Below are 26,979 nucleotides of genomic sequence, written 5' to 3'. Positions count from 1 at the left end.
TCACCCCCTGTATTCTCTAAGCTCAATAAATATAATTGTATCTGACCACTCGGTTTCTTCCTTCTTGTTTGGCTTGGTATAACGCTTTATCGCTCAGCTTGTACAGCTTATTTATCCAGATCTCCTGATCCGGCATGATCGTAATTACACCTATACTAACTGTATATCCTTGTGAGAGTTTTTGTGTGGACGTCTTCATTACTGCCTCTCGTAACGCTTCAGCTTTCCGGTCACAGCTAGCTTCATCAAGCCCGCAAAGTATAACTGCAAATTCCTCGCCGCCAAGCCTGCCGAATAAATCGCTGTTTTCGAGGTTGTCCTTAATCGTCAATGCGAATTCTTCCAGAACAACATCACCGGTATCATGGCCGTATGTATCATTGATTTCTTTGAAGTGATCCAAATCCAGCAGCATAAACGAAAAGTACTCCTGCTCAGCAACTGCCTTCTCAAGCCGTACCTCAGCTTCCTGAAGAAATGCTCCACGGTTAAGGATTCCAGTCAGATCATCGTAGCTAGCGATTCGTTTTAGTTTTACAAAGGAATGCTCGTTAGAAAGTAGAATAAAGCCTGCGGCTCCCACAATCAATAATAAATACATCCCCAGGTAATATAAATACTGCGAAAGATTAGTTGTGAACACGTTCATCTCTGGCTCCCAGATCAGTGCAACAATCGCGCGGAGCAGCATAATCCCTGCAAAAGCGTAAAATAATATTCCGAGTATCTTCTGAAGAGGGGTGCCTTTGGGGTTCACCGTGAGGTGGTAAGCTGGATAGACAATAAAAAGTATCGACCATAGTGAGGTGCAGGCTATGCGCCAGCTGGAATGATGAAAGAAGACGGCAACAATACTAAAAGTAATCGAACTAAGTATGGAAAGCGTTATGTAATACAACTTTATCCGCTGCCCAAGGATGCCCATCATCAGCAGTAAAGCAATAATCTCCAGACAGCAGCCTAGAAGAATCAAAGCGTTGCTAAGTGGAATGGATAAAGCACGGGGAATATGGCCCCATAATAATAATGAACACCAGAAGAGCAGCTGCACCGCCTTAGAGCGTATGAATAAGGTGGATGCCCTGTCTTTAGGAGCGCTCCTCCGGTAATTGGTTATCAGTACCAATATAAATAGGTTTCCAAAAATAAATAAATACACTAACGTTTTGATATCAAGCTGGGAGTCCATGAGTCACCACCTACACGGAAAAATTGATCCTCTACTGACAGCACTATAGCACTCAATGGCCGGTTCAGCAAATACCCTATTTATTTCATTTTTTAGAATGTACTACACCGCTTAAGTATACAAAAAAGCACTTCCCCCTGCACGGAGCTCGGGGGAAGTGCTATGGTCAAGAGAATATGAATATTCTCGTGTAGGCCTGTGTTTGTATTAACGCTTCTTCAAGCCGTCCGCCAATGCGTATCCAACCTTCCAGATATCGCCTGCGCCCATCGTAATCACCAGGTCACCTGGGGCAATACGAGGTTTCAGATCAGCAAGCACATCTTCTTTGGTTGGCAGATGTCTTGCACCGGCGTTACTGTTCTGCACAATAAGCTCAACCAGCTTCGCAGAAGTAACCCCCTCAATCTGCTTCTCACCTGCGGGAGAGTAGATGTCGGTGATGATCACCTCATCTGCTTCGCTAAAGGCGCGGCTGAAGGCATCTAGCAGGAAGAACGTACGTGTATACCGCTGAGGCTGGAATACGGCAATAATCCGTTTCCCCGTTGCCTTAGCAGCACTGATTGTCGCCTGAATTTCAGTTGGGTGATGCGCATAATCATCGATGACCAGAATATCATCGACTTCTCCGAGTACTTGAAAACGGCGCTTCGCACCATGGAATTTCACAATCGCTTCAGCGATTTTCTCAAAAGAGATTCCTGATTTCAAACAAGCGATAACCGCAGCCATTGAGTTATACAGATTGTACTGACCTGGCACGGACAGTTCAATTTGTCCCAATACTACGCCATTATGGTTCATCGTATACGAAACCTGACGGTCGCCAAGAACGATGTCTGTTGCAATATAATCTGCTGTCTTCGACTTGATGCCGTAAGTAATCACCTTACCTGACACTTCAGGCAATAAAGAAATCACGTTCTCGTCATCTGCACACACAATCGCAGTGCCGTCTTCACGTGTCTGGTTCATAAACTGTACGTAAGCAGCCTTGAGACGGTTAAAATCTCCGCCGTAATTTTCCAAGTGATCTGCTTCCACATTCGTGACAATTCCAAGCCAAGGATGATAGTGCAAGAAAGAGCCATCGCTCTCATCCGCTTCCGCCACTACATAATCGCCTTGTCCTGCCTTTGCATTCGTACCGACATTCATAATCTCTCCGCCGATAATATACGTAGGATCAACTTCACACTCTTCCATTACAAGCGCGATCATGGAGGAGGTAGTTGTTTTACCATGCGCTCCGGCAACGGCTACCCCTTTACGTTCGTTCAATAAACGAGCCAGCATTTGTGAGCGGTGCAGAATTGGAATCTTAAGACGCTCTGCTTCCACCCATTCCACATTATCGCTGGACAAAGCCGTAGAGTACACGACCAGATCCGCACCTTTTACTTGTTCTGCTGTATGCCCAATATAAATCTTGGCACCTTTAGCAATCAATTTATCCGTCAATTCTTGGGCAGCCACATCGGAGCCCGTAACCGTATATCCCATTTCTAGCATTACTCGGGCAATCGCGCTCATACCGTAGCCGCCGATCCCTATAAAATGCACACGTTCAGTAGTATCCAACAGTCGTCACCAGCCTTTTTCAGTATCGGGTTGCTGCAAAAGTGTACCGCGCACGTCAGAAATCAAATACAGCGTACCAGATACGACGGCAAGGTCATCCTCCGCTGTAATCGACTTCAGTTGTTGCAGCGCTTTTCCCCAATTATGTTCTACTATGATTACCAAGTTTTCCTTGGCATATTTATCCCGCAGACTTTCTGCGATAACCTGCAGATGCTCCGCGTCCATTTTGTTCTGGAAATCCGGTTCGGTCAGGATGAGCGTATCCACTATAGGCAGTATATGCTTAAAGTAGGATTCATGATGCTTATTTGCCATCATTCCCATAAGTAAATTTAATTTACCGTATTTATAGAGCTGTGGCAGGCTTTTGGCAAGGCTCTCCGCGCCTTCCGGATTATGTGCTCCATCCAGTACGATCCTCGGAGATTTACTTACCTCTTCCAGCCTTCCAGCCCAAAATGCATGACGCAATCCTTCCAGAACATCTTCATCCTCTAGCATGAACGCCATATACTGGCGCAAAACTTCAAGAACCATCATGGCTCCCGCCGCATTGCTAATCTGGTGTTCGCCTTTCATCACAATCCCAAGTTCAAGCGAACGGAAGGGACCCTTAAAGTTAAAAGTCTGCACATCCGCATGGATTCCAGTAGCTTCATAGCTAAAATCTTCTCCGGCAAGATAAAGAGTAGAGCGGCAAGCCGCCGCTTTCTCCTTGAGTACAGCCACGACTTCCGGTTGATTTACGCAGCTAACAACGGGTACACCGGGTTTGATAATTCCGGCTTTCTCCATTGCAACCTTCTCAAGCGTATCTCCCAAAATATCCATATGGTCATGGCCAACATTTGTAATCACCGACACGATCGGAGTAACGATGTTCGTTACATCCAGCCTTCCCCCAAGCCCAGTCTCCCATACGACAACATCCGGACAAGAAACACCCGCAAAAAATAGAATAGCCACAGCTGTAGTTACCTCAAACATCGTTGGTGAGCCAAATTCCGTTTCTGCAATCTCATCTACCAAAGGACGAAGGGTATTCACTAGCTCAAGAAGAGTTTCTTCAGGAATGTCCGTATTATTATATTGGAACCTGTTCGTGAACTTCGTAATATACGGAGACGTGAAGGTGCCGACGGAATAGCCGCTTTGCAAAAGTGCGCTTGTCAAAAAGGCACAGGTAGAGCCTTTGCCGTTCGTACCCGCCACATGAATAAATTTCAGCCGACGGTGCGGGTTTCCCAGCTTGTCCATCAACATCTCAATTCTGTCTAAACCTGGCCGGATTCCAAACGGAATCAGGCCCTTGATCCAGTTAACCGCTTCGGTATATGTCGCAAGAGGGGCGGTGCTCCCGCCCCGATTTAGGTCATCCATGTCTCTTATCCTCTCAGCTCTGCTATGCGGGCAAGTACTTTCTCACGTTTGGCGGAGTAATCCGCCTGCTTCGCCTGCTCCTCTTCGATAACTTTTGCGGGAGCTTTGGCTACGAAGCCCTGATTGCTCAACTTTTTCTCTACGCGTTCTACTTCGCTGTTCAGCGTCTGCACTTCTTTTTCCAGACGAGCGATTTCTTGTTCAATATCAATCAGCCCCGACAAAGGCAGAAGCAGTTCCGCTCCCGTTACTACAGCGGACATTACCTTGTCTGGCGTTTCCGGATTCAGACCAGCTTCGAAAGAAGAGGTATTGCAGAAACGTCCAATGTAGTTGTCGTTACGAGTAATGATGCTCAGCGTTTCTTCATTGCTCGCTTTAATAATCAATTCAACCTTCTTGCTCATCGGTACGTTCACTTCAGCACGGATATTACGAACTGCCCGGATTACATCCATCAGCAGGTTCATTTCCGCTACCGCTTGCGGGTTCTCCAGAGCAGCATCATACTCAGGCCATGCAGCCAGAGTAATTGTCTCTCCTTCATGCGGCAGATGCTGCCAGATTTCCTCCGAAATAAACGGCATAAACGGATGAATCAAGCGCATCGTGCGGTCGAGTACATAAGCAAGTACGGACTGTGTCTTCGCTTTGGCTGCGGCATCCGTTCCGTAAAGCGACAGCTTCGCGAACTCAATATACCAGTCACACAAATCGTCCCAAATGAAGTTGTACAGCTGGCGGCCGGTCTCGCCGAACTCGTACGAGTCAATTAGACGCGTAATTTCACGAGAAGTTTCGTTCAGGCGGTGCAAAATCCAACGGTCAGCCGTACTTAGCTCACCAGTAATGTCAATATTCTCGAAGCTAACTCCTTCAAGATTCATAAGGGCGAAGCGTGACGCATTCCAGATCTTATTAGCGAAATTACGCGCCTGCTCTACCTTTTCCCAACGGAATCGTAAATCCTGACCCGCTGTGCTGCCGGTAGAAATCATATAACGCATAGCATCTGCCCCGTACTTCTCGATAACCTCAAGCGGATCTACGCCGTTGCCGAGTGATTTGGACATTTTTTGTCCTTCAGCATCCCGTACCAAACCATGCATCAATACGTCGGAGAATGGTTTCTCTCCCGTGAATTCCAGTGCCGAGAAGATCATCCGCGCTACCCAGAAATAAATAATATCGTAGCCCGTTACGAGCACATCGTTCGGATAGTAACGTTTGAAATCTGCGCTGTCTTCATTCGGCCAGCCTAGGGTTGCAAACGGCCAGAGGTTGGAGCTAAACCAAGTATCCAGAACATCCTCGTCCTGTTTCAAGTCGGTTAGGCCGCTGATCCGGCGCGCTTCTTCCTCATCATTCGCCACAACCAGCTCACCGGTAGATTCAGAATACCAAGCCGGAATACGATGTCCCCACCAAAGCTGACGGGAAATACACCAGTCGCGTACGTTTTCAATCCAGTTCAGGTAGGTTCTTTCGAACCGTTCAGGTACAAAGTTAACCCCATTACCATCCTTCTGTGCATTGATGGCAGCTTCGGCGAGCGGCTGCATCTTCACGAACCATTGTGTGGACAGGTACGGCTCAACAACCGCTCCTGAACGTTCACTGTGTCCAACTTGATGCACATGATCTTCAATAGAGATCAGAACGCCTTGCTCCTTCAGATCCGCCGTGATGGCCTTACGGCATTCACTCCGGTCTTGACCTTGGTAAGGTCCTGCTTCTTCGTTCATTGTGCCGCTCTCATCCATTACGTTGATCTGCGGCAGATTATGACGTTGACCTACCTCGAAGTCATTTGGATCATGAGCTGGCGTGATCTTAACTGCACCGCTGCCAAACTCTTTATCTACATACTCGTCAGCGATAATTGGAATCTCCCGGCCGATAATCGGCAGGATCAGCGTTTTGCCAATCAGATCTTTATAACGATCATCCTCAGGATGAACAGCAACTGCCGTATCACCCAACATCGTCTCCGGACGTGTGGTCGCTACAGTGATATGTCCGCTGCCATCTTTAAGTGGGTAACGCAGATGGTACAGATGACCGTTAACTTCCTTATATTCAACCTCGATATCCGACAACGCCGTACGAGCCGCCGGGTCCCAGTTGATGATACGTTTACCGCGGTAGATCAAGCCTTTATTATAAAGCTTAACAAATACCTCGCGAACTCCCTTCGACAAACCCTCATCGAGGGTAAAACGCTCGCGGGAGTAGTCAAGGGAAAGTCCCATTTTAGCCCACTGCTCATGAATGGTGTTTGCGTATTTGTCTTTCCAATCCCACACCTGCTCCAGGAACTTCTCACGTCCGAGGTCATGTCTAGAAATCCCCTGCTCGCGCAGCTTCTGCTCTACCTTCGTTTGTGTTGCAATACCTGCGTGGTCCGTACCTGGCAACCAAAGCGTATCGAAGCCCTGCATCCGTTTGGTACGAATCAGGATATCCTGTAATGTGAAATCGAGCGCATGCCCGATGTGCAGCATTCCTGTTACGTTTGGCGGCGGGATCACAATGCTATAGGCTTGAGCATCCGGACGCTGGCCTGCACGGAAATATCCGCCCTCTGTCCAGTAGGAATACCATTTCTGTTCTGCTGCCTTCGGATCATACGTTGTTGGCATCTCGTTTTTAGATTCATTCGTAGCGGCAGCATCTGCCGCTGTTAGATGGTTTTGGTCAGCCATTCTCTGATACCTCCACTAGTTTACTTGTAGTTGCTTATAGTTGTTAATAAAGTTGCTGTATAGAGCGCACAGGTCTCTGAAAAAAACAAAAAGACCCCTCGTCTCAAAGGACGAAAGGTCATTCTTTCGCGGTACCACCTTTGTTTCGCGCCAATGAAAAATAAAACTACACTTCTTACCCAACGGATTCAGAAGCTTAGCGCGACACTCGTACAGATAACGGCTGCTACCGGCCACAACCTAACTTATCCTTCATAGATATGAAGATAAGCTCAGAAGGGCGACTCCGGGGCGACTTCGGGGGCTGTTTCCTACGGAATGTCACAGCACTTGCAATTCCGCTCTCTGAAGGGCTGACCGCCTACTCTTCCCGTTCCCAGTCTTTACTTAGATATTGCTTACTCCATAATACATTTTGAGCCCCCCCTAGTCAACCTGGATACGCCTTTGCAGCGGGACTTTAGGCTGAATTTCGACTTATTTCTTCTGAAGCATTCATTCCAACAATGAAACAGCAAAAATCCCGACCCTAATACCTGATCGGGATTCACCTATTCATTTGTGTACGCATCACGATTCGATTATGGGATGTACAACACTTGGCCTTCCTCTACACTCTGCCCGGACAAGCGATTATACATCACCAGCTCCCGCGCACTTAGCTGATACTTCTCTGCAATGGTATCCAGTGTTTCTTCACGCTGTACAATACACAGCCGAACTTTGCGGAACATGTTAGCTCCGTCCGCGCTGGCAATGAATCTGCTCTTCCATTCCGTATTATTACCAACCTCTGGAACGTCCACTGCTGCAGATGTGTTTCCTTCCGACTGCAGAGCTTCCTGCTCTTTACGGACACGACTGGAGCTTAGTAAAGAGGAGAAGGTGAGATGTTCTTTTTCCGGAACCTCTGCTTCTTTTTTACTGCCCAAGGCGATCTTAAGATCTTGTTTCTCCTCATGAGAAGCCACACTCTCTTGTGAAACAAAAACTTCGTTCACATTCTCATGGATGGGTTCAGCATTCTCATCCTGTTCATGAAGCTCATGATTAGCCTCACTCTCAGAAGCAAATACAGGTATATCTTGATTCGCTTCTGCACTAGCCGTTGGAACAACGGTCTCTCTAGAAGCAAAAGAATATTCCTCTTCCGGCTGCTGCTTCTCTTCGCTCACATAACTTGCTTGATTCAGCTGGGACACTTCAGCTTCCTTGATCTGTGGCTCGGCTTTAAACCAGTAATCGGATAAACCCGCTTTGGCATCCTCTGCTTGTGACTCTAGACTATGTGTCCGGGCTTTTGCGCCCTTGTCCTTCTCCTGAGCGGATGAGAAATTGACTACAGGGGACGTATGAGCCGCTCCGCTTGAGACTAGTAACTCCTGTGCGTCCTCAGCCGCATCGGCCTGTTCATGTTCTTCTACAGCAACCTGTGATGCATCTTCACCAAAGGTCCACTGTGAATTTTCATAAAGGGTATCATTTTCGTGTTCTTGGTGCTCAGCAGTTGCTTCTATCACCCTGTCATCATTAACAGGAGAATAGGCGACTGTATACTCCTCTTGCTGCCAGGCCGGTTGAGGTTGAGGATCCGTACTACCGATCCCCCGCAGCGATAGTACGCCTGTTATATTCACAGTGCGCATCGTGAGCAGATCAATATCAAAATTCTCGATCTCCACCCCAATATCTTCAATCGAGCTGACGCGTGTAAGCGGAACAGTGATTTCGACGGGAATGGCATGCTCCAGACGTTGTGTTCGGTCATCTTCACTCCGGTAAAGCCCGGTAAGCAACAGCTGACCATATAACTCGGCCCGATCCTCCCGCTGAATCACCTGAATTTCCGGAAGTAGTTCAACCTCCTCCAGCTCAGCTATTCCCGGAAGCTCTTCCGAAAGGTGAATGCGTTCGTAAATATCAAACCGCAAGCCGTGGGACTGATCAAACACGGGATATGTCCTCCTTCTTGGCATAATCTAACCCTGAGACAGGCCCAGAGCATAAGCCCAAAATGTTACTCCCCACATGTATATGCTTCAAACAGAGAGGCATGACAACTTTGGTAGTACTAACCGGACAGGATGCTAATAAATTTCATGAATTTAAGAGCTCATCAAACCTTCAGCCTGCTGATAGATGCACTACTTCGTAAGAACAAAGTATTATATGCTGCTTTTATTAATAAGACATGGATAGATGTTTTTTTTCTGAAAAAAATAGAAAAAGAACAGCAGAACCAGCTTTTGCTGATTCTACTGTTCTTTAGTTGCTTACGTATCCGTCAGGGTGCTTCAGACAGCAGCTCTCGCAGCTGCAGCATATCCTCCGGCCACGGATCGCTGACTTCCAGCTGTTCTCCGCTCCAAGGATGGCGGAAGGACAACGACTCACCATGCAGGGCATGGCGGCCGGCAGCGCTGGAAGCCCAAACCGGGCCGCCATATAGTTCATCCCCATACAAGGGATGACCCATATGGCTGAGATGGACGCGAATCTGATGCGTCCGCCCGGTCTCCAGCTGCACATGCACCAGGCTTCCGCCATGCAGTGCCTCGCGCTCGATGATTCGCGTCACGGCAGATTGTCCGCCGGGCGAGACGCGTCTGCGCGCAGCGTGATGCCGATCGCGCCCAATCGGGGCATCGATCACCTTAAGTACAGGCGGCACTGTGCCTTCGACGATCGCGGCGTAGTGCCGTGAGATGCTTTTTTCACGCATATTCTCGTCCAGAACTAACTGTGCGAACTCATTTTTCGCATACATCACCGGACCCGTTGTATCTTTGTCCAAGCGGTGAATATGGCGCACAGCCACACTCTCGCCGGAAGTGATATAATGCGCAGCTACGAGGTGATCCAGAGTTACACCTGTTCCACTGCCATCTGGATGAACCGCCATCCCAGCTGGTTTATGAGCTACCAGGCAAAAATCATCCTCGTACAGCACCTTAAGCTCTTCCCATATCGGTTCAATCCCCGCTTCACGATCGGGAAAAAGTGCCAGCCGAAGCCGGTCACCTTTCCACTGAATGCCTCCCTCGCGGCGTAACCGCAGATGAAGTTTCTCGGGCATGCCCACAGTTTCTAGCAGCCACTTATCAATCGTCGCCTGCGTATCCTCAGCTCCAGTAATGATTTTGCCGGGTGTTACCTCCAGCCATTCTCCACGCCGAGTCCAAGCGCCACCACCGGTTGTTTCTCCGGCTCCGATGCTCAAAGGGCCTTCAGGGCATTATAATGGCCCTCAATGGTATCATCAATATCCTGCTCACTATGTGCAGCCGATACGAACATCCCCTCAAACTGTGAAGGTGGCACACTGATGCCTTGGCTCACCATATGACCAAAATAACGACGGAAAAGATCCGTGTCACTCGTCTTAGCCGTTTCAAAATTGATTACAGGTCCTTCAGTGAAGAATGGGCAAACCATTGATCCTACCCGGTTGATCGTGAGCGGAATGCCAGTCTCGATTGAATTCTTTCTCAAACCCGCTTCCAGACGTGCACCCAACTGTTCCAGTCGGTCATATACTTCCGGTGTCAACAGCTTGAGCGTAGTATATCCGGCTGCCATCGCTAATGGATTACCACTAAGTGTGCCCGCCTGATAAATCGGTCCAGTAGGAGCGATTTGCTCCATGATCTCTCTTATGCCGCCATAAGCACCCACTGGAAGTCCGCCGCCGATAACTTTGCCAAAACAAGTAATATCCGGAGTAATCCCGAACAAGCCTTGAGCACAGCCGCGATTAACACGGAAGCCTGTCATAACCTCATCAAAAATAAGCAGCGAACCATTGTCAGAAGTTAATTTACGCAGCCCTTCCAGGAAGCCTGGAAGCGGTGGAACAACGCCCATGTTGCCGGCAATCGGCTCTACGATCACTGCCGCAATCTCATTGCCAAAACGTTCGAAAGCAATCTGAGTGGACTCCAAATCATTGTAAGGAACCGTAATAGTATTCATTGCAACGCCTTCTGGGACACCCGGGCTATCCGGCAATCCCAATGTAGCTACACCAGAGCCAGCCTTAATAAGCAAACTATCCGCGTGACCGTGGTAGGAGCCTTCGAACTTCAAGATCTTGCTGCGTCCAGTGTAACCACGTGCCAAACGAATCGCGCTCATCGTAGCTTCCGTTCCGGAGTTAACCATGCGCACGATATCTACAGATGCCACACGTTCAACAACGGTTTTTGCCATTTCCGTTTCGAGTAGAGTTGGGGCGCCAAAGCTTGTCCCTTTTACCGCCGTCTCCTGCAATGCCTTCACAACCTCAGGATGCGCATGACCCATAATCAGTGGTCCCCATGAGAGCACATAGTCGATAAAGCTGTTGCCGTCGATATCAAAAATACGCGAACCGATCCCATGATCCACATAAATCGGAGTCAGACCTACGGATTTAAACGCCCGTACAGGGCTGTTCACCCCGCCGGGAATATATTGTTTTGCTTCATCAAAAGCCTTCCGGGACGCTTCCTCTTTACGCGCCATTGGCACATTACTCATGTATCTTCACTCCTATTCTCTTCTTGGTTACACAAGCTTGTACAAACATATATTAGCTGCCGCGATGTTGGTGTGATGAAGATTAGCCTCGCAGCCAGCGGGCTGCATCTTTTGCAAAATAAGTAATAATAATGTCCGCACCAGCGCGTTTCATGCCCGTCAGCATTTCCAGCACAACGGCTTGCTCGTCGATCCAGCCTTGTAATGCCGCTGCTTTTACCATGGAATATTCTCCACTCACATTATAAGCCACCAAAGGAAGATCAAACTGATCACGAATCGTACGAATCACATCTAGGTAAGCCAGGGCTGGCTTCACCATTAACATATCCGCGCCTTCCAACACATCGGATTCTGCTTCACGGAGCGCTTCGCGCAGATTGGCAGGGTCCATTTGATACGTTTTGCGATTCCCGAATTGTGGCGCTGAATCCGCTGCTTCGCGGAAAGGGCCATAAAATGCCGAAGCATATTTGACCGAATACGACATAATCGGCACATGCTCAAAACCGTTCTCATCAAGTCCCGCACGAATCGCGTGAACGAATCCATCCATCATGTTGGAAGGGGCGATAATATCTGCTCCAGCTTTTGCTTGGGATACCGCCGTACGAGTCAAAAGCTCCAGCGAAGCATCGTTGATAACATCGCCATGTACCACACCATTCACCGTATGCGTATGCACCATTCCACAATGTCCGTGATCCGTAAATTCACAAAGGCAGGTATCTGCAACGACCAACAGCTCTGGGTACCAGTGCTTGATCAAGCGAGTAGCCTCTTGCACAATTCCATCCTCTGCAAAACCGGAAGAACCGATAGTATCCTTCGTCTCAGGAATCCCGAACAACAATACAGCCGGGATGCCTAGTGCGGCGATCTCGTCCACTTCTGCTTTTAACGTATCCAGCGAAAAATGATACACGCCCGGCATCGAGCTAATCTCATTCTTCACACCTGTTCCATAAGTCACAAAAATAGGCTGTACCATATCCAGCACATTCAGTATCGTCTCCCGCACCATGCCACGAATTCCAGCAGAACCGCGCAAACGGCGGTGACGTGTAATTGGAAAGCTCATTTGTTCATCCTCCTGAAAAATAAAATATAAAACCAAATTATATGTCTGGCAGCAAACCACAACTAGCCGCAGCCAAGTCCAAATTAGCCGCAACCAAACCGCCGACCACTGGCTAACTGCGTATAGTTGTAGTTTGTGCAACTATCTCGATGTTTTGTCCTAATTGTAAGCTTTAGTTGCATTCTCTACAGTTATTTATTACAAAAGAGCGAAGATTCCTCATTTAGCGGATATTTAATTGTACATACTACAACTAAACTCGACTTTAGCTGATATATAGGAAATTTAATTGTATGAAGTACAACTAAAACTAAAATTCAAGCAGATCTGATCACATTAACCTACTGCATATTCTCTACATACCAGTTAGTTTACAACCAAATATTATACTCCGAACTCCATAAGTAACTACTTTCGGAGTTCAATTTATATGTTACTTGAAGGTTGCGATGTGGCACTTTTGAGCGTAGATATAACGGCGAGCAAACCAACACATGCAATTAGTAAATGTAAGCGCAGACTCAACTACCAATTCACACGTAAACCCAACTATTTAGCAACTACCAGCTCACATGTAACCACGAACTATTTAGTAACTACGAACTCACATGTAACCACCAACTATTTAGTAACTACGAACTCACATGTAACCACCAACTATTTAGTAACTACGAACTCACATGTAACCACCAACTATTTAGTAACTACGAACTCACATGTAACTACGAACTATTTAGTAACTACGAACAAAACTCTAGCCTGTAATGTAACTAATTATAAGCTGAGCGCTATATTTCTAAGCAGGCACTGCCTTTCTCCGTTGAACAGCTACTACTCTCCCCGCAGAGTAATCAGCTTCTACCTTCCCACCAGAAAGTAAGCTAAACAAGCCAAGCTCACCAGTAAACTATTGCTTCGTTCTATCCTCGATCCGAGCGCTACTGCAGCTGAGTCTCCGCATTCCAGCGGCAGAGCTCCTGCACCAAACCATCTATGGTTGCCTCTTCAGGCAAGAGTCCCGGTGTCAGTCCCGCGTCTACCGCAGTCTGCTCCGTTAACGGGCCGATGCAGGCGATTTTCACGTTTGCAAGTAGCGGGAGCGGATCTTCAAGTCCCATCCGTTTCAGGATGTGTATGAAATTACGCACGGTTGACGAGCTGGTGAAGGTTACCGCGTGTACGCGACCTTCCTCTAGCAGCTTCAACAACTCGTCGTCATCCTCACCAGTGACAACCGTCTCATAAGTATCCACGTCTGTCACCTGAAGGCCAAGCTCTCTCAGCTTGTCCGGCAGCCAGTCCCGCGCCAGATCGCCGCGCGGCAAAAGCACGTTCTGCCCCGGCAGCAGCTGGGGACCGAACGTCTCAATCAGACCTTCCGCCTGAAACTTCGCCGGAAGTTCCTCAGCGATCACCCCGCGCTGCGCCAGCGCGGCGGCTGTGCCTGGCCCCACCGCTGCAATACGCGCGCGGTGTAGCCCGCGAATGTCCGCCCCCAGCTCCGCCAAGTGGCGCCAAAAAAACTCCACGCCGTTCGGGCTAGTGAAGAATACCCAGTCGTACGATTCCAGCGCGCCAAACGCCGCTGCAATCTTCGCCTTCTTCTCTGCCCCTTCCGGCATGATCGTCTCGATCACCGGGAACTCGTAGGGTTCCCCGCCGAGTTCTTCAATTCTATCCACCAGCTCGCTTGCTTGGCTGCGAGCCCGTGTCACCACGATGCGTTTGCCGAATAACGGCATCGCCTCGACCCACTTCAGCTGCTCACGCTGCAGCACCACGTCGCCGACGACGATGACTGCCGGCGGCTGAAAATCCGCCGCCTTCACCTTCGCCTCAATATCGGCGAGGGTTCCCGTCAGCGTCTCCTGATCCGCGCGGGTGCCCCAGCGCACAAGTGCCACTGGTGTTTCTGGCGGCCGCCCGTGCTTGATCAGCTGAGCGCTGATATAACCTATTTTAGCTACGCCCATCAGAAACACTAACGTTCCCGTGGCGTTCGTTACTTTATCCCAATGTATGGAATGATCCAGTTTATCCGGACTCTCATGCCCGGTGATAATCGACAGGGAAGAAGCATGATCGCGGTGCGTAACAGGTATACCCGCATAGGCAGGTACACTGATCGCTGACGTGATGCCCGGTACGATTTCGTAATAGATCCCATTTTTGCGCAGCAGCTCCGCTTCTTCACCCACTCGGCCAAAAATCGTAGGGTCCCCACCCTTAAGCCGCACCACTGTTTTCCCCTGTAAAGCCAAATCAACTAACAATTGATTAATCTCTTCCTGCTTCATCGTGTGGCGATCCGGGAGCTTGCCCACATAAATCTTCTCCCCGCCGGGTTTCATGCATTTTAGCAATCTAGGACTTGCCAAGCGATCATACACCAGCACGTCGCTTTTTTGGATACACTCGAGGCCTTTCACAGTAATCAGCTTTGCGTCCCCGGGACCTGCACCTACCAAATAAACCTTCCCCGTCAATCCACTCATCCCCTAACGTCTGACAGTATCTTCTCCGCTCCTCTTGCAATCAGCTTTTTAGCGACTTCTTCGCCGAGCTGTACCGGGTCAATCCCCGTGCAAGTTTCTTTCAAAATCGTTGAACCGTCCGGTGTTCCCACCATCCCCGTTAACGAGATTACTTTGTGCTCAGCGGTAGCAGCTTTGGCGGCTGCGTCAAGCACCGCATGAGCACCAATCGGCACTTGGCAGCCGCCATTCAGCACGCCAAGGAACGTGCGCTCCGCCGCTACCGTCAACGCCGTATCGGCATCGTTGTATAACGCCAGCAGCTTCCGCAGGTCAGCGTCATCTGCGCGGCACTCGATGCCGAGTGCGCCCTGCCCTACAGCGGGCAGGCAAACCTCCGGCGGCAGGTAGGCGCTCACGCGATCCTGCCAGCCCATGCGCGACAGCCCCGCCGCTGCCAGCAGGATTGCGTCGTATTCGCCGCTCTCCAGCTTGCGCAGCCGCGAGTCAATGTTGCCGCGCACGGGCTCAATGACCAGATCAGGCCGCAGCGCAGCAAGCTGGCTGGATCGGCGTAGGCTGCTTGTGCCTACGCGTGCACCCTGAGGCAGCTCGTCTAGCGAGACGCCTCCGTTAGAGATCAAAACATCACGCGGATCGACACGCTTCGGCACAGCACCATTGATCAGCCCATCCGGTAACTCGGATGGCATATCCTTCATGCTGTGCACCGCCATGTCGATTTCTTTTTCCAGCATCGCTTGCTCGATTTCCTTCACGAACAACCCTTTGCCGCCTACCTTGGATAAAGTAACGTCAAGAATGCGGTCACCTTTGGTGACGATCTTTTTCACTTCAAAAGTAAATCCAAAACCATGCTCTTCGCTAAGTCGCTCCAAATCAGCAATCACATGTCCCGTTTGCGTCAACGCAAGCGCGCTCTGTCTACTTCCCACTATAACCTTACGCATTGTCCATTCCTCCTGGTAACGTTCGCCTCTTACTCTTCACCACAGAACCTTGCACTAGAAATCCAAACCCAAACTAACCAATTAACTACTCTCACTCTAAAAAAGGCATTATTGCCTTTGAATTCGCTACTTCGGATGATTTCCACCAACCTGAGGCATTCTTGCCTTTCATTTGGCTCCTTCGGCGACTGTGGCTCGTTTAGAGGGCATTGTTACCGTTCATTCCGCCATCACAGCTACTTAAGTCCAATTCAACGGGATTTATACCGTTCATTCCACCCTCTAAGCCACTTCAGCCGAATTCAACAGTATTTATACCGTTCATTTCACCAAACTAGCTACTTCAACCCAATTCAACGGGATTTATACCGTTCATTTCACCATTCCAGTTACTTCAGCCCAATTCAACGGGATTTATACCGTTAATTTCACCAATCCAGTTACATCAACCCAGTTCAACGGGATTTATACCGTACATTCCGCCATCCTAGCCACTACGAGCCAATTCAACAGTATTTATACCGCACATTCCGCCATCCTAGCCACTTCAAACCAATTCAACGGGATTTATACCGTTCATTCCACCCTCTAAGCCACTTCAGCCGAATTCAACAGTATTTATACCGTTCATTTCACCAAACTAGCTACTTCAGCCCAATTCAACGGTATTTATACCGTTCATTTCACCATTCCAGTTACTTCAGCCCAGTTCAACGGGATTTATACCGTACATTCCGCCATTCCAGTTACTTCAACCCAATTTAACGGGATTTATACCGTTCATTTCACCATTCCAGTTACTTCAGCCCAATTCAACGGGATTTATACCTTTCATTTCGCCATTCCAGCTACTTCAAACCAATTCAACGGGATTTATACCGTTCATTTCACCATTCCAGCTACTTCAACCCAATTCAACGGGATTTATACAGTACATTCCGCCATCCCAGCTACTTAAGCCGATTTCAACAGTATTTATACCGTACATTCCACCATTCCATCCACTACGAGCCAATTCAGCCATTCATTATGGTTACCCAAACAACCGCTCATCACTTCATATCTTAATCTAACCCAATTTTCTAATCTTTACAGTGTCCATGCGCACTTTTACTCCAACCGCTGCTCAGCAATCCAAGCGTCCATATCCTCCGGGCTCCACGCTATAAAGGTACCCTTGCTCATCTCGTTCAACACATCCAGCGCCCCAAGCTTCCGCAAAAGCCTTCCACGAACTTCAACAGAAGGTTCTTTTTCCTTAATCCGGGTTCGCATGGCATGCACAAAATCCAAATATGGCTCATACGCCGCATCCAGCGCTTTTTCAAGCACATTTTTGATCTTCGTTGCCGCAAGCGGGCCAGCACCCGAAGTAGATACAGCTACCGTCAAACGTCCCCTCCGAACCACTCCAGGCGTGATAAAGTTTCCCGCTTCGGCATGGCTGGCCACATTTACATGAATTCCAAGCCGTCTAGACTCCCGCGCAACCTCTTCATTAACCGCCCTATCGTTAGTGGCTGCATATACGAGAAAGGCCCCACGGAGATCTCCGGGAGCATAAGTACGGTCCATCCAGATCAGGAGACCTTTTTCAGCTAGAGAATCAAGCGAATCTGTCAAAGAAGGACTAATCACCTTAACCACCGCTCCAGCTTCCAACAGCCCGCTCACCTTACGTTCAGCCACGACACCACCGCCAATAACCACACAGTGCTGCCCTTCACAATCCAGCATTATGGGTAAATAACGCGTCATGCCCTTCACTCCCCGCTCCAACCGTGAAAATCAGACCAAGAATTCAACAGAAAATTCAAGATAATAAAAGCATATCCTAAAATCGCCCAGCGAGCCATACTTACTCCACTTTTCCGCCCGGACTTCTTAAAGATAATATAAAATATGTAAATCCCAAGACCGATAAGAGTCGTTAATACTTTTAGATCCTTCAATAAAAGCGTCCGTCCCTCAGATACTATAGATAAACCAGCCACCACCAGTGATATTCCCAGCAAAGGAGTGCCCACCAAAATAGCGGTGTAAGAGTATTTATCTGTAGTCTCCAGGTTCGGCAAACGACGGATCCGGTCGCTCCATTTCTTGCTTTTGAGTCTGGTGTGCAGGAACAAGTACAATATTGCAAAAACCGTCCCTAACGTCAGTGCTGCAAAACTCATATTTGCCAAAATCACATGCATCGTCAGCCAGCCATACACCGCACTCCAAGTCTCAAGCGTATGCCCACCCGCCGTCAGCCACACCCGATTAAGCAGAAAAACACTAAACCCGGCCATACTGAGCAGCAAAATCGTAAACTCGCCTCCACGTGTAAAAGCCACCGCAAGCGAAGTCAGCACAATACTAAACGCAAACCAAAACAAGAAATCATAAGGTGTGAAAATAGGCAGGCCTTTCTCCTGAGAGAAACGAATTCCAAGTCCTGCAACTTGCAAAAGACCTACAACAACAAGAAGCCCCGTGCCTAGCCGCTTCCCACCCGGACTCCTTTTAAGGCAATCCGAGAAAACAAACAGCAGGCTCAGGGCATAGACCAGCAGAGCGGCATCATATATTCCGTTCAGCAGTTGCATATTATTCACCCACCCAGCAAGCCTGCCGGAGCAAGCGCCGTCTTAGGCACAGAAAAATCAGCGCTGCCAGCCGTACGTTCTCCAGAACTAGACTCCTTAACCGAGGCAATATCTCCATCATCTGAATCGGATTTGAGCTGTTCCTGCAACGCAAAGATTTTGGAAAAATAATCAAGAGCTTCATTTCCCTGCTTACCGCCGGACAGCTCTTTAATTACATTGATCGGATCATGCATCATCTGGTTCACGATACTTTTAGTCAGACGGCGGATTACTTTCCGCTGATGCTCGTCCAGCTCGGGCAGCTTATTGAACAGACTCTCCATCGTTTCTTCATGAATCGTATTCGATTTATCCTGGAGTGCCCGGATCACCGGTCTTACCCCAAGCGTCTTGAGCCACACCTGGAACTCATCCATTTCCTCACTGATCATCACTTCGATCTTCGCAGCTTCACTTCGGCGCATTTCCAGATTGTTCTCCACAATGCCCTCCAGATCATCAATATCATACAAAAAAACATCCGGCACATTTGCCGCCGCAGGATCAATATCACGTGGTACAGCAATATCAATCATAAAAAGCGGCCGCGAAGGGCGGCGTTTCATAGCATGCGCTACCTTATCAGCCGTAAGCACATACCCATCTGCTCCTGTTGAGCTGATCACGATATCTACTTCATTTAGAGTTGTTAACGCATCTTCAATCGTACTCGGCTTACCCGAGAACTTCTCCGCCAATTCAATCGCACGCGACAGCGTACGGTTAGCGACAATCACTTCTGCCGCACCACTACTGTATAGATGCTTCACGGTAAGCTCGCTCATTTTTCCGGCGCCGAGAATCAGTACTTTTTTCCCAGTGAACATGCCAAAAATCCGCTTGCCCAGCTCCACAGCCGCATAACTGACAGATACTGCACTCTCGCCGATTGACGTTTCACTATGTGCTCTTTTGCCCAGCGTCACCGCTTGCTTGAACAACCGATTGAACCAAGTTCCAGTTACACCCTCAGCCTGAGCTGTGAGAAAAGAACTCCGCACCTGTCCCAGGATCTGCGTCTCCCCAATCACCATGGAATCCAGACCGCAGGTCACGCGGAACAAATGCGCAATCGCCTGTTCGTCTTCATAAATATACATATGCTGAGTAAATTGCTCGCTTTTCACACCAAACCATTGCTCCATAAAGCCGCGGATGAAATAACCAGCCATATGAAGGCGGTCCATCACCACATAAATTTCCGTACGGTTGCAAGTAGCTACTAAGACCCCTTCTAGCACACCCTTCGTCTTCATCAGTTGATGGAGCGCTGCCGGAAGGTCACTTTCCGCAAAAGCAAACTGTTCCCGAACCTCCACGGGAGCCGTACGATAATTCAGGCCAACGACGACGATGTGCATCGATAGTTCACCATCCTAGTCTCTATAAGTTACTGAAATCCAGTTATATAAATTAATATCTTACATACCGTTCACTTTCACAACATCTCAAAACACTGTGTTAAGTATATCACACGAAAATAAGACTTTTTACAGATTTTTTGAACGCTTTATGAAATCCAGATAATAATTATTATAAATAAAAAACCGTAGGTTCGCTACGGTTAGGATGAGTTATTTTTAGCTAATTTATAAGGTTGTGGAAGTGAGAATGAAATATTATGGCCTACTAGTTCTTAAAATCGTCAAAAAGTCCGTTCTCCAAAAAAAATAAGTCACTGCTAAGTGACTTAAAACTTCTCAGGTTTCTTAACTTTTATCGACGCTACTTCTCCACACCTTTTGCAAAATGTGAAGATAACTGGTGAGCCAAAAGAGAAGGCTTTCCCAATAGGCATGACGTTAGCATATCCGTTGCTCATTTCGCCTTTAGCGAATGTAGTATTCCCACATGATTTACAAACTAAATTGTCTTGACTCATGAGATCACCTCGAAAGTTGGACAAAAATATTAATTATATAGTAGACTCTACTCTTTTTAGAAGTCGCCGATGCTTAGACCAAACTTTAACCCAAACACGATTTTCATCATCTAGATAAAAACGAATATTCACTAATTTTAAAGGCGTCCATATTTCTTTAAAATAGTAATTAGGCATTTGGCGTCTCTCCCACGAGAATAATATTGATATAGTTATAAGTATAAAACTATTAAACAATATTGTTTGTCGTAATGCGCCTTAAGCCAAGATAAGAAAAAAAATGTTTTTGTCGGATTATAGTGTGAACCTTCTACAGCAGATTAGCGAAACCAGTTCTTAATCTGATCAAGAGTACTTTTTGCCTCCGGACCATTGTAACCAAAGGTGTTGCCGATCATTTTCACATATTCGTTGAACGTTGTTTCTCTACTTTTTCGGTCACTCCACCAGCGTTTAGCGTTATATCCTGATGCAGAACCCACATACGTCAGCTCGATCTCCGATTTTTTGTACATACGACCAAAAAGAAATTTCACCCTCCGCATATGAAAGTCAGAGGAAACAACAATCGCAGATTTAAAACCGTATTCTTTCATTATAGGAAGAGTGTACTCGGCATTCTGATGAGTGCTTTTTGCCGCGTTCTCAGTATAAATAACATTCTGGGGTATGCCTAAGGCTAGGGCATTTTGGACCATGTCACCCGACTTACTTGTAGACTCTTTAGCATTGGAAAGAATTATATAAGGCGCATAGCCTGCTTTATATAACTCAGCTGCCTTTTCTACACGACCTTGACCTCCGCTTAGGACGATGATCACATCTGATTGTTTGGGAGATTCAGTTAGAGCTAAGAAGTGGCCTGCACTGAAGAAACCAGTAATCAACAATAGTAAGCATACGAAAAGGACAAATCTTCTATTCATTAAATTACCTTTTCTTTTCTTAACAGATAAATCATTCATAAATCACTTATGCGATTCGTTACTAAGGATTTGTTGCCACCATTCAGCATTATCAATATACCATTGGATCGTCTGCGCAATTCCGGTCTCAAAAGTATAAGTTGGCTTCCAACCTAAATTCTCAAGTTTCGTTGGATCAATGGCGTAGCGTTTATCATGTCCTAATCTATCTGTTACAAATTCAATCAAATCTTCAGATTTCCCCAAGGTACTGATAATCGTCTTAACTACTTCAAGATTAGTTCTCTCATTATGACCACCTACATTATAAACTTCACCGCTTACTCCTTGGTGCACGACAAGGTCAATGGCCGCACAGTGATCCCAGACATGGAGCCAGTCGCGAATATTTTTTCCATCTCCGTATACAGGAACCTTCTCTTCGTTTAATACTCTTGAAATGGTTAGTGGAATCAGTTTCTCAGGAAAATGATAGGGGCCGTAATTGTTCGAGCAGCGTGTTATGTTCATTGGTAAATCAAAGGTCTCATAATACGCACGAACTAACAAATCAGACGCTGTTTTGCTAGCACTATAAGGACTGTTAGGCTGCAAAGGTGTTTCTTCGGTAAAAAATACAGTAGGATCAAAATCGAGTTCGCCATACACTTCATCCGTAGAGACATGGAGGAATTTAGTAATGCCGAATTTTTTAGCTGCATCCAGTAGTACCTGTGTCCCCATAACATTCGTACGAACGAATATCGCAGGATCAGTAATTGAGCGATCGACATGGCTCTCCGCAGCGAAATGAACAACATAATCGAATTTTTCCAACTCAAAAAGAGACAATATTGCCTCTCGGTCAGCAATATCAGCTTGAACAAACCGATAGTTGGATTTGGACTCAATATCCTTATGCTTCGTTAGATCACCCGCATAAGTTAGCAAATCCAAATTCACAATATCATAATGCGGATATTTATCTACCATATACTGTACGAAGTTGCCTCCAATAAATCCGGCACCACCCGTAACCAGCATCTTTTGCTTACTCAATGAACGCACTCCCGATCTATTAGCTTTATTAGTTATTGTAAAAAAAATTCAAATTAGCCTCTTTTAATAAAGGCGCCTTCTCATCCTTGGCAGATAATACCGGTGTAATATGAAGAGGCCATTCGATGCCAATAGAAGGATCATTCCACAGAATACCCCCATCACATTCCGGGGCATAAAGCTCATCGCACTTATACTGAACCTCTACGTCTTCTGTTAGCGTCATGAATCCATGGGCGAATCCTTTTGGGATCAGCAGTTGCTTCTTGTTCTCAGCATTCAGTTCAATGCCGAACCATTTACTATAGGTAGGACTACCTTTTCTGATATCTACGGCTACATCAAAAATAGCACCACGTGTACAACGAACCAGCTTCGTCTGTACCTTGGGATGTAATTGATAGTGCAAACCACGTAATGTTCCTTTAGTCGCAGAGTAGGATTGGTTATCTTGTACAAACTCCATATCTATTCCATGCTCTTTAAACTTAGCTCCGCTATACGTCTCCATAAACCAACCGCGGTGGTCCCCAAAAACAGCCGGTTCAACGACTAATACGCCTTGCAATAAGGTTTCTGTAATTTTCATCACTGCCACACTTTCAGTTATTAGTATTGTATTTTACCTGTAGCTACTTTCATCAAATACTGACCATATCCCGTCTTACTTAACTTCTCCCCGCAATTCCACAAATGTTCTTTAGTAATCCATCCATTAATATATGCAATTTCCTCCGGAGCGGCGATCTTGATTCCTTGATGATCTTCAATAGTCCGAACAAAGTTAGTTGCGTCGACAAGACTTTGATGAGTTCCTGTATCTAACCAGGTGAATCCCCGACCTAGGAGTTCCACATCAAGCTCACCAAGATTTAAGTAAGCTTCATTAATGGAGGTAATCTCCAATTCTCCACGTGAAGAGACCTCAACGTTCTTAGCAATCTCAATAACTCTGTTATCATAAAAATATAGACCAGTAATTGCATAGTTAGATTTTGGCTGTGTTGGTTTTTCTTCTACGCTCAATACTTTACCTTCTTCATTAAACTCTACCACACCGAAGCGCTCTGGATCTTGCACGTGATATCCGAACACCGTTGCTCCTTGTTGTTTAGAAGAAGCACGTTGCAACATCTTCCGCATTCCATTTCCATAGTAGATATTATCTCCAAGGATCATAGCAACTGAATCATCACCTATAAAAGATTCACCCAAAATAAAAGCCTGCGCTAAACCATCAGGACTTGGTTGAACTTTGTATTGTAATGAGATGCCAAATTGAGAACCGTCACCTAATAAACTTTCAAATCTAGGCGTGTCCTCTGGAGTTGAAATAATAAGAATTTCTTTAATGCCCGCTAGCATTAATGTGGATAGTGGGTAGTAGATCATTGGTTTGTCGTAAATAGGTAAAAGCTGCTTACTTGTGACCATTGTTAATGGGTATAGGCGTGTACCGCTGCCGCCTGCTAGGATAATGCCTTTCATAATGTCGTAACTCCTCTTCGTATTATTTCTCTTTATGCACGTACCACTGGCATTTTTTTATCCAAAGCAACAAGACTCATTCTAAGCATATTCGATTTGATGTTTTATCTATACTTGAGTCAATATTCTATTAGATTATAATCTTTTCAGAGCTTTGAAATCCCGAAATATTGACACTCTACTAAATAGAGTGGTCACATAACTTTTCGCCACTACAACTAAATCATTTCAAATGAAGATCATATTTATAAGAGCTTTAATCTTTATTAGTGGGCTGTCAATTTGAACTAACAGCCCACTCCATCTCAAAATCTTATATTAATAAATCAATTTATTTCTATAATTTATAAACACCTTTAAAATGGCAAATATTCTTAGTATCAATAACTAACTTGTCTTTTATATGCTTCATGTTTTCTTTAATATGGTCGTGAGCGACCATAACAACTATTATTTCTATTTCATTTATGAAGTCCTCAAAATCAAGAAACTGATGATCAATGATTCTTGATTTAACAAAAGGATCGAAGACTTTAACTCCAAAAGCTAAATGATCTTCCATTTTTTCTAAAAGTTGTAACGTCGGACTTTCTCTTGTATCATCAACATTTTCTTTATATGCTAAACCATATAATCCAATCTTTGAAATGTCCTTGATACCATGTTCTTTCATCACATCTCTGATTCTTCCCAAAACATACGCTGGCATAGAATTATTAATTTTTCTAGCAGATAATATTAAATTAGTCAAATCAGGATAGTCACCAACTAAAAACCAAGGATCAACTGAAATACAATGGCCGCCGACCCCAGGTCCGGGCTGTAGAATATTCACTCGAGGATGCATGTTGGCGGTCTTAATAATCTCGTACACATCCATGTTATCTATTCTACAGATCTTTGCAAGTTCATTGGCAAAGGCTATGTTAATATCTCTGTAAGTATTTTCAACAACTTTTGACATTTCTGCACTTCTTATATCCGTTATTACGATCTCACCATCACAGAAATTAGAATACAATTTTTTCACTTGTTCGCCAATACTATTATTATCTACTCCTAGAGTTCTTGAATTATATTTAAGTTCATACAGCATATTACCTGGAATGATTCTTTCAGGTGCATGGACTAAATGTATATCTTGTCCAATAATTAATCCCCGATTTGATATTACCGGTCGTATATATTTATCAATTGAACCTGGTGATATAGTAGATTCAATAATAATTATAGCGCCTTTTACACATACATCGAGAACACTGTTAACTGCCGATATAACATACTGAGGGTCAAGCTTTTTGTTTTCTTTAATATATGGAGTTGGTACAGCGATGATATAGGCATCAGTCTTTATATATTCTGTAGAAAACTTAATCCCGTTAGAAATAGCCTTATTTAAGAGCTCTCCTAATCCTTCTTCTTCAAATGTTAATCTACCTTCTTTTAATGAATTCACTAGCATTTCATTATAGTCAGTTCCAACTACCTTTACCCCGCTATTGGCAAATATTAAAGCTGTAGGTAATCCTATGTATCCTAAACCAATAATATTCAGCTCTAAATTTTTCAGCATATGTTCTCTTCCTCTTTTCAAAAGTAGTAATTATTAGACATAGAGTAGTACAAATATGAACCTTCTCTTCTTACGCTTTCATTAATAACTTTACATTGTGAAGTGCACAAATGATATCTTTTCGTTTAATTATCAAATAACATAAATAAACTAATACATAATAAAACCACCAATTACTAAACCATCCCGTTAAAATAAAAATTAATATCATTATTAATTCCAGTAGAATATCTTTATTAACAGATATCCCTAATTGCTTAGATAAAAAAAATTCAGCCCAAACACATCTAATCCCTAATAATAAAACGATCGAAACTATTGAAAAATTTAAGTTTTTGAAAATTATAGTAGTTATAAAAGTGATTATACAACTCAATAGTAGTGTTAAAACATTAATTTTAAGCATCATTTTTTCTTTCCTCAAAGCTTTTAAATATGTGTTAATAAGCAAAGACATCTTTCCCTCAAAAATACATATAGGAAAAATTATTGCCATATACATTAAACCATCAGCATAATTTGGTAACCATGATGCTAAAATAGCTCTAAGGGGATAATATATTATAAGTGCACCCAATAATACTATCATCAAAAAATCTCTCATTGTTACGTAAATACTTGCTAATCTTTTCTCATTAGTTCTTCTTAGAATTGGAAACATCACAGTTCCTACAGCACCAATAAATAACATCATAAGATTTGTTACACTTAGAGTAAGTGATATTTTTCCAAAAGTTGACACATCCCATGAACGCTCAATGCCGAATCTTACTACTCCAATAATTAACATACTTGAAATATTAGCAAACATTAGTTTTATTCCAACATTAATATTTTCAATTGCTTCTCCAAAACTAAAGTAGAATGTTTTAATTCCGCGAAAAACTATTTCCCTGCAACAAAACATGGCATACGTCAAAGATATAAATCTGCCTATTAAGTCAGCACTTATCATTAATCTATAGTCTCTTACTCCTGACACCAAGAATATTATTATTAAAAAACAATACACCATCTTATCAATTACTGTAATCCGGGCGTATTCTTTTATTCTATTTGTTCCCTGCAAAACAAACAACAACATGAATCTCACATTCGTAATAAATAAGCACAATGTTAGCATTTGAAATATAAATATTCTATCAGCCGCTATGAATATAGCAGGCGTGATGATAAGTATAATCCCTCCTAAAATTAATTGGAGAATAACTAACATATAAAACTGTGAAAAAAACAATCTCTTATCCAGTTCATTATATTCTTTTCCACCATATCTAAGGTAGATCCCATCATTCCAACCAAAATGCAAAAATCCTACGTAAGATGAATAAAACAAATATAATTGCCAGTACCCATATTCTTTTACACCTATTAGTCTAGGAATAATTAATATTACCAAAGATGAAACGATTAATGCTATCAAATTAGACTTCAGTGTATATGAAAAATTTTTAATGAACTTTAACGCTTTACTATTCAATATTTTCTCCTCAGCCTTCCTATAAAACACATGAGTAACTTAGAAAATAAAGAC

Annotated in this window: 20 protein-coding genes and 1 other annotated feature; of the genes, 1 reads left to right on the top strand and 19 read right to left on the bottom strand. The window is 45.2% G+C overall.

All coding sequences use genetic code 11. The features are described 5' to 3' along the window. Nucleotides 1-22: 22 nt before the first annotated feature. The 8 genes from MKY63_RS16565 to hemB all read right to left on the bottom strand — a co-directional run bounded on the left by MKY63_RS16565 (nt 23) and on the right by hemB (nt 12,460). Nucleotides 23-1,189 carry a GGDEF domain-containing protein gene (locus MKY63_RS16565; RefSeq protein WP_036685138.1) on the bottom strand — a complete coding sequence of 389 codons (1,167 nt, stop codon included), beginning with the start codon at nt 1,187-1,189 and terminating at the stop codon, nt 23-25. A 207-nt stretch (nt 1,190-1,396) separates the two neighbouring features. Then, the gene (murC, locus tag MKY63_RS16560) at nt 1,397-2,773 is read right to left on the bottom strand and encodes a UDP-N-acetylmuramate--L-alanine ligase (protein ID WP_036685137.1); all 1,377 of its coding nucleotides are present in this window, start codon (nt 2,771-2,773) and stop codon (nt 1,397-1,399) included. A 6-nt stretch (nt 2,774-2,779) separates the two neighbouring features. Beyond that, nucleotides 2,780-4,156 carry a folylpolyglutamate synthase/dihydrofolate synthase family protein gene (locus MKY63_RS16555; RefSeq protein ID WP_036685135.1) on the bottom strand — a complete coding sequence of 459 codons (1,377 nt, stop codon included), beginning with the start codon at nt 4,154-4,156 and terminating at the stop codon, nt 2,780-2,782. Between the two features lie 5 nt (nt 4,157-4,161). Then, nucleotides 4,162-6,861: a valine--tRNA ligase gene (locus MKY63_RS16550; RefSeq protein ID WP_051491372.1), complete on the bottom strand. Its 2,700-nt coding sequence runs from the start codon at nt 6,859-6,861 to the stop codon at nt 4,162-4,164. Nucleotides 6,862-6,964: 103 nt separating this feature from the next. Then, nucleotides 6,965-7,248: a binding site (T-box leader), on the bottom strand. A 194-nt stretch (nt 7,249-7,442) separates the two neighbouring features. Beyond that, nucleotides 7,443-8,813, bottom strand: a complete 1,371-nt coding sequence (locus tag MKY63_RS16545) for a LysM peptidoglycan-binding domain-containing protein (protein ID WP_036685134.1) — start codon at nt 8,811-8,813, stop codon at nt 7,443-7,445. A 332-nt stretch (nt 8,814-9,145) separates the two neighbouring features. Further along, nucleotides 9,146-10,081: an RluA family pseudouridine synthase gene (locus MKY63_RS16540; protein ID WP_235219515.1), complete on the bottom strand. Its 936-nt coding sequence runs from the start codon at nt 10,079-10,081 to the stop codon at nt 9,146-9,148. Then, nucleotides 10,078-11,364, bottom strand: a complete 1,287-nt coding sequence (gene hemL, locus MKY63_RS16535) for a glutamate-1-semialdehyde 2,1-aminomutase (RefSeq protein WP_339813547.1) — start codon at nt 11,362-11,364, stop codon at nt 10,078-10,080. Before hemL ends, MKY63_RS16540 begins: the two co-directional genes overlap by 4 nt. A gap of 97 nt (nt 11,365-11,461) precedes the next feature. Further along, nucleotides 11,462-12,460 carry a porphobilinogen synthase gene (hemB, locus tag MKY63_RS16530; protein WP_036685132.1) on the bottom strand — a complete coding sequence of 333 codons (999 nt, stop codon included), beginning with the start codon at nt 12,458-12,460 and terminating at the stop codon, nt 11,462-11,464. Nucleotides 12,461-12,890: 430 nt separating this feature from the next. Here hemB and MKY63_RS16525 point away from each other — a divergent pair, with 430 nt between their 5' ends. Then, the gene (locus tag MKY63_RS16525; protein ID WP_339809354.1) at nt 12,891-13,340 is read left to right on the top strand and encodes a hypothetical protein; all 450 of its coding nucleotides are present in this window, start codon (nt 12,891-12,893) and stop codon (nt 13,338-13,340) included. 58 nt (nt 13,341-13,398) lie between these two features. On the opposite strand, the gene cobA is transcribed toward MKY63_RS16525, so the two are convergent. From cobA to MKY63_RS16470, 11 genes are all read right to left on the bottom strand, one after another. Further along, nucleotides 13,399-14,946 carry a uroporphyrinogen-III C-methyltransferase gene (gene cobA / locus MKY63_RS16520; protein WP_036685196.1) on the bottom strand — a complete coding sequence of 516 codons (1,548 nt, stop codon included), beginning with the start codon at nt 14,944-14,946 and terminating at the stop codon, nt 13,399-13,401. A gap of 5 nt (nt 14,947-14,951) precedes the next feature. Next, nucleotides 14,952-15,905 (bottom strand): hydroxymethylbilane synthase, encoded by a 954-nt coding sequence (hemC, locus tag MKY63_RS16515; RefSeq protein ID WP_036685130.1) that lies wholly within the window; start codon nt 15,903-15,905, stop codon nt 14,952-14,954. 1,110 nt (nt 15,906-17,015) lie between these two features. Beyond that, on the bottom strand, nt 17,016-17,663 hold the full coding sequence (locus tag MKY63_RS16510) for an NAD(P)-dependent oxidoreductase (protein WP_036685128.1): 648 nt from the start codon (nt 17,661-17,663) through the stop codon (nt 17,016-17,018). A gap of 5 nt (nt 17,664-17,668) precedes the next feature. Then, nucleotides 17,669-18,496, bottom strand: coding sequence for a cytochrome c biogenesis protein CcsA (gene ccsA / locus MKY63_RS16505; protein ID WP_036685126.1), 828 nt, complete (start codon nt 18,494-18,496; stop codon nt 17,669-17,671). Nucleotides 18,497-18,501: 5 nt separating this feature from the next. After that, a complete protein-coding gene (hemA, locus tag MKY63_RS16500; protein ID WP_036685124.1) occupies nt 18,502-19,899 on the bottom strand; it encodes a glutamyl-tRNA reductase in 1,398 nt (465 codons plus the stop codon). Nucleotides 19,900-20,740: 841 nt separating this feature from the next. Beyond that, nucleotides 20,741-21,346 carry a YdcF family protein gene (locus tag MKY63_RS16495; protein WP_051491371.1) on the bottom strand — a complete coding sequence of 202 codons (606 nt, stop codon included), beginning with the start codon at nt 21,344-21,346 and terminating at the stop codon, nt 20,741-20,743. Between the two features lie 42 nt (nt 21,347-21,388). After that, a complete protein-coding gene (gene rfbB / locus MKY63_RS16490) occupies nt 21,389-22,384 on the bottom strand; it encodes a dTDP-glucose 4,6-dehydratase (protein ID WP_036685119.1) in 996 nt (331 codons plus the stop codon). Nucleotides 22,385-22,412: 28 nt separating this feature from the next. Next, on the bottom strand, nt 22,413-22,973 hold the full coding sequence (gene rfbC / locus MKY63_RS16485; RefSeq protein WP_036685114.1) for a dTDP-4-dehydrorhamnose 3,5-epimerase: 561 nt from the start codon (nt 22,971-22,973) through the stop codon (nt 22,413-22,415). A 20-nt stretch (nt 22,974-22,993) separates the two neighbouring features. Next, the gene (gene rfbA / locus MKY63_RS16480; protein WP_036685112.1) at nt 22,994-23,872 is read right to left on the bottom strand and encodes a glucose-1-phosphate thymidylyltransferase RfbA; all 879 of its coding nucleotides are present in this window, start codon (nt 23,870-23,872) and stop codon (nt 22,994-22,996) included. 337 nt (nt 23,873-24,209) lie between these two features. Next, entirely contained in the window at nt 24,210-25,445 is a 1,236-nt protein-coding gene (locus MKY63_RS16475) for a nucleotide sugar dehydrogenase (RefSeq protein WP_036685109.1), read from the bottom strand. A 70-nt stretch (nt 25,446-25,515) separates the two neighbouring features. Next, nucleotides 25,516-26,925: a flippase gene (locus tag MKY63_RS16470; protein ID WP_036685106.1), complete on the bottom strand. Its 1,410-nt coding sequence runs from the start codon at nt 26,923-26,925 to the stop codon at nt 25,516-25,518. Nucleotides 26,926-26,979: the final 54 nt, after the last annotated feature.

This window comes from Paenibacillus sp. FSL R7-0189, assembly GCF_037969925.1.
GTDB classification, from domain to species: domain Bacteria; phylum Bacillota; class Bacilli; order Paenibacillales; family Paenibacillaceae; genus Paenibacillus_AQ; species Paenibacillus_AQ odorifer.
Note: the sequence above shows the minus strand (reverse complement) of the source record. Positions and strands in the feature narration are given on the sequence as shown.

What these genes read in the sequence shown, in the direction of transcription:
- hemB (WP_036685132.1), bottom strand. Translation starts at nt 12,460, where the DNA reads ATGAGCTTTCCAATTACACGTCACCGCCGTTTGCGCGGTTCTGCTGGA.
- hemL (WP_339813547.1), bottom strand. Translation starts at nt 11,364, where the DNA reads ATGGCGCGTAAAGAGGAAGCGTCCCGGAAGGCTTTTGATGAAGCAAAA.
- ccsA (WP_036685126.1), bottom strand. Translation starts at nt 18,496, where the DNA reads ATGCAACTGCTGAACGGAATATATGATGCCGCTCTGCTGGTCTATGCC.
- rfbC (WP_036685114.1), bottom strand. Translation starts at nt 22,973, where the DNA reads ATGAAAATTACAGAAACCTTATTGCAAGGCGTATTAGTCGTTGAACCG.
- hemA (WP_036685124.1), bottom strand. Translation starts at nt 19,899, where the DNA reads ATGCACATCGTCGTCGTTGGCCTGAATTATCGTACGGCTCCCGTGGAG.
- MKY63_RS16475 (WP_036685109.1), bottom strand. Translation starts at nt 25,445, where the DNA reads ATGCTGAAAAATTTAGAGCTGAATATTATTGGTTTAGGATACATAGGA.
- MKY63_RS16495 (WP_051491371.1), bottom strand. Translation starts at nt 21,346, where the DNA reads ATGAATAGAAGATTTGTCCTTTTCGTATGCTTACTATTGTTGATTACT.
- rfbA (WP_036685112.1), bottom strand. Translation starts at nt 23,872, where the DNA reads ATGAAAGGCATTATCCTAGCAGGCGGCAGCGGTACACGCCTATACCCA.
- MKY63_RS16555 (WP_036685135.1), bottom strand. Translation starts at nt 4,156, where the DNA reads ATGGATGACCTAAATCGGGGCGGGAGCACCGCCCCTCTTGCGACATAT.
- MKY63_RS16550 (WP_051491372.1), bottom strand. Translation starts at nt 6,861, where the DNA reads ATGGCTGACCAAAACCATCTAACAGCGGCAGATGCTGCCGCTACGAAT.
- MKY63_RS16525 (WP_339809354.1), top strand. Translation starts at nt 12,891, where the DNA reads ATGTTACTTGAAGGTTGCGATGTGGCACTTTTGAGCGTAGATATAACG.
- MKY63_RS16510 (WP_036685128.1), bottom strand. Translation starts at nt 17,663, where the DNA reads ATGACGCGTTATTTACCCATAATGCTGGATTGTGAAGGGCAGCACTGT.
- MKY63_RS16565 (WP_036685138.1), bottom strand. Translation starts at nt 1,189, where the DNA reads ATGGACTCCCAGCTTGATATCAAAACGTTAGTGTATTTATTTATTTTT.
- hemC (WP_036685130.1), bottom strand. Translation starts at nt 15,905, where the DNA reads ATGCGTAAGGTTATAGTGGGAAGTAGACAGAGCGCGCTTGCGTTGACG.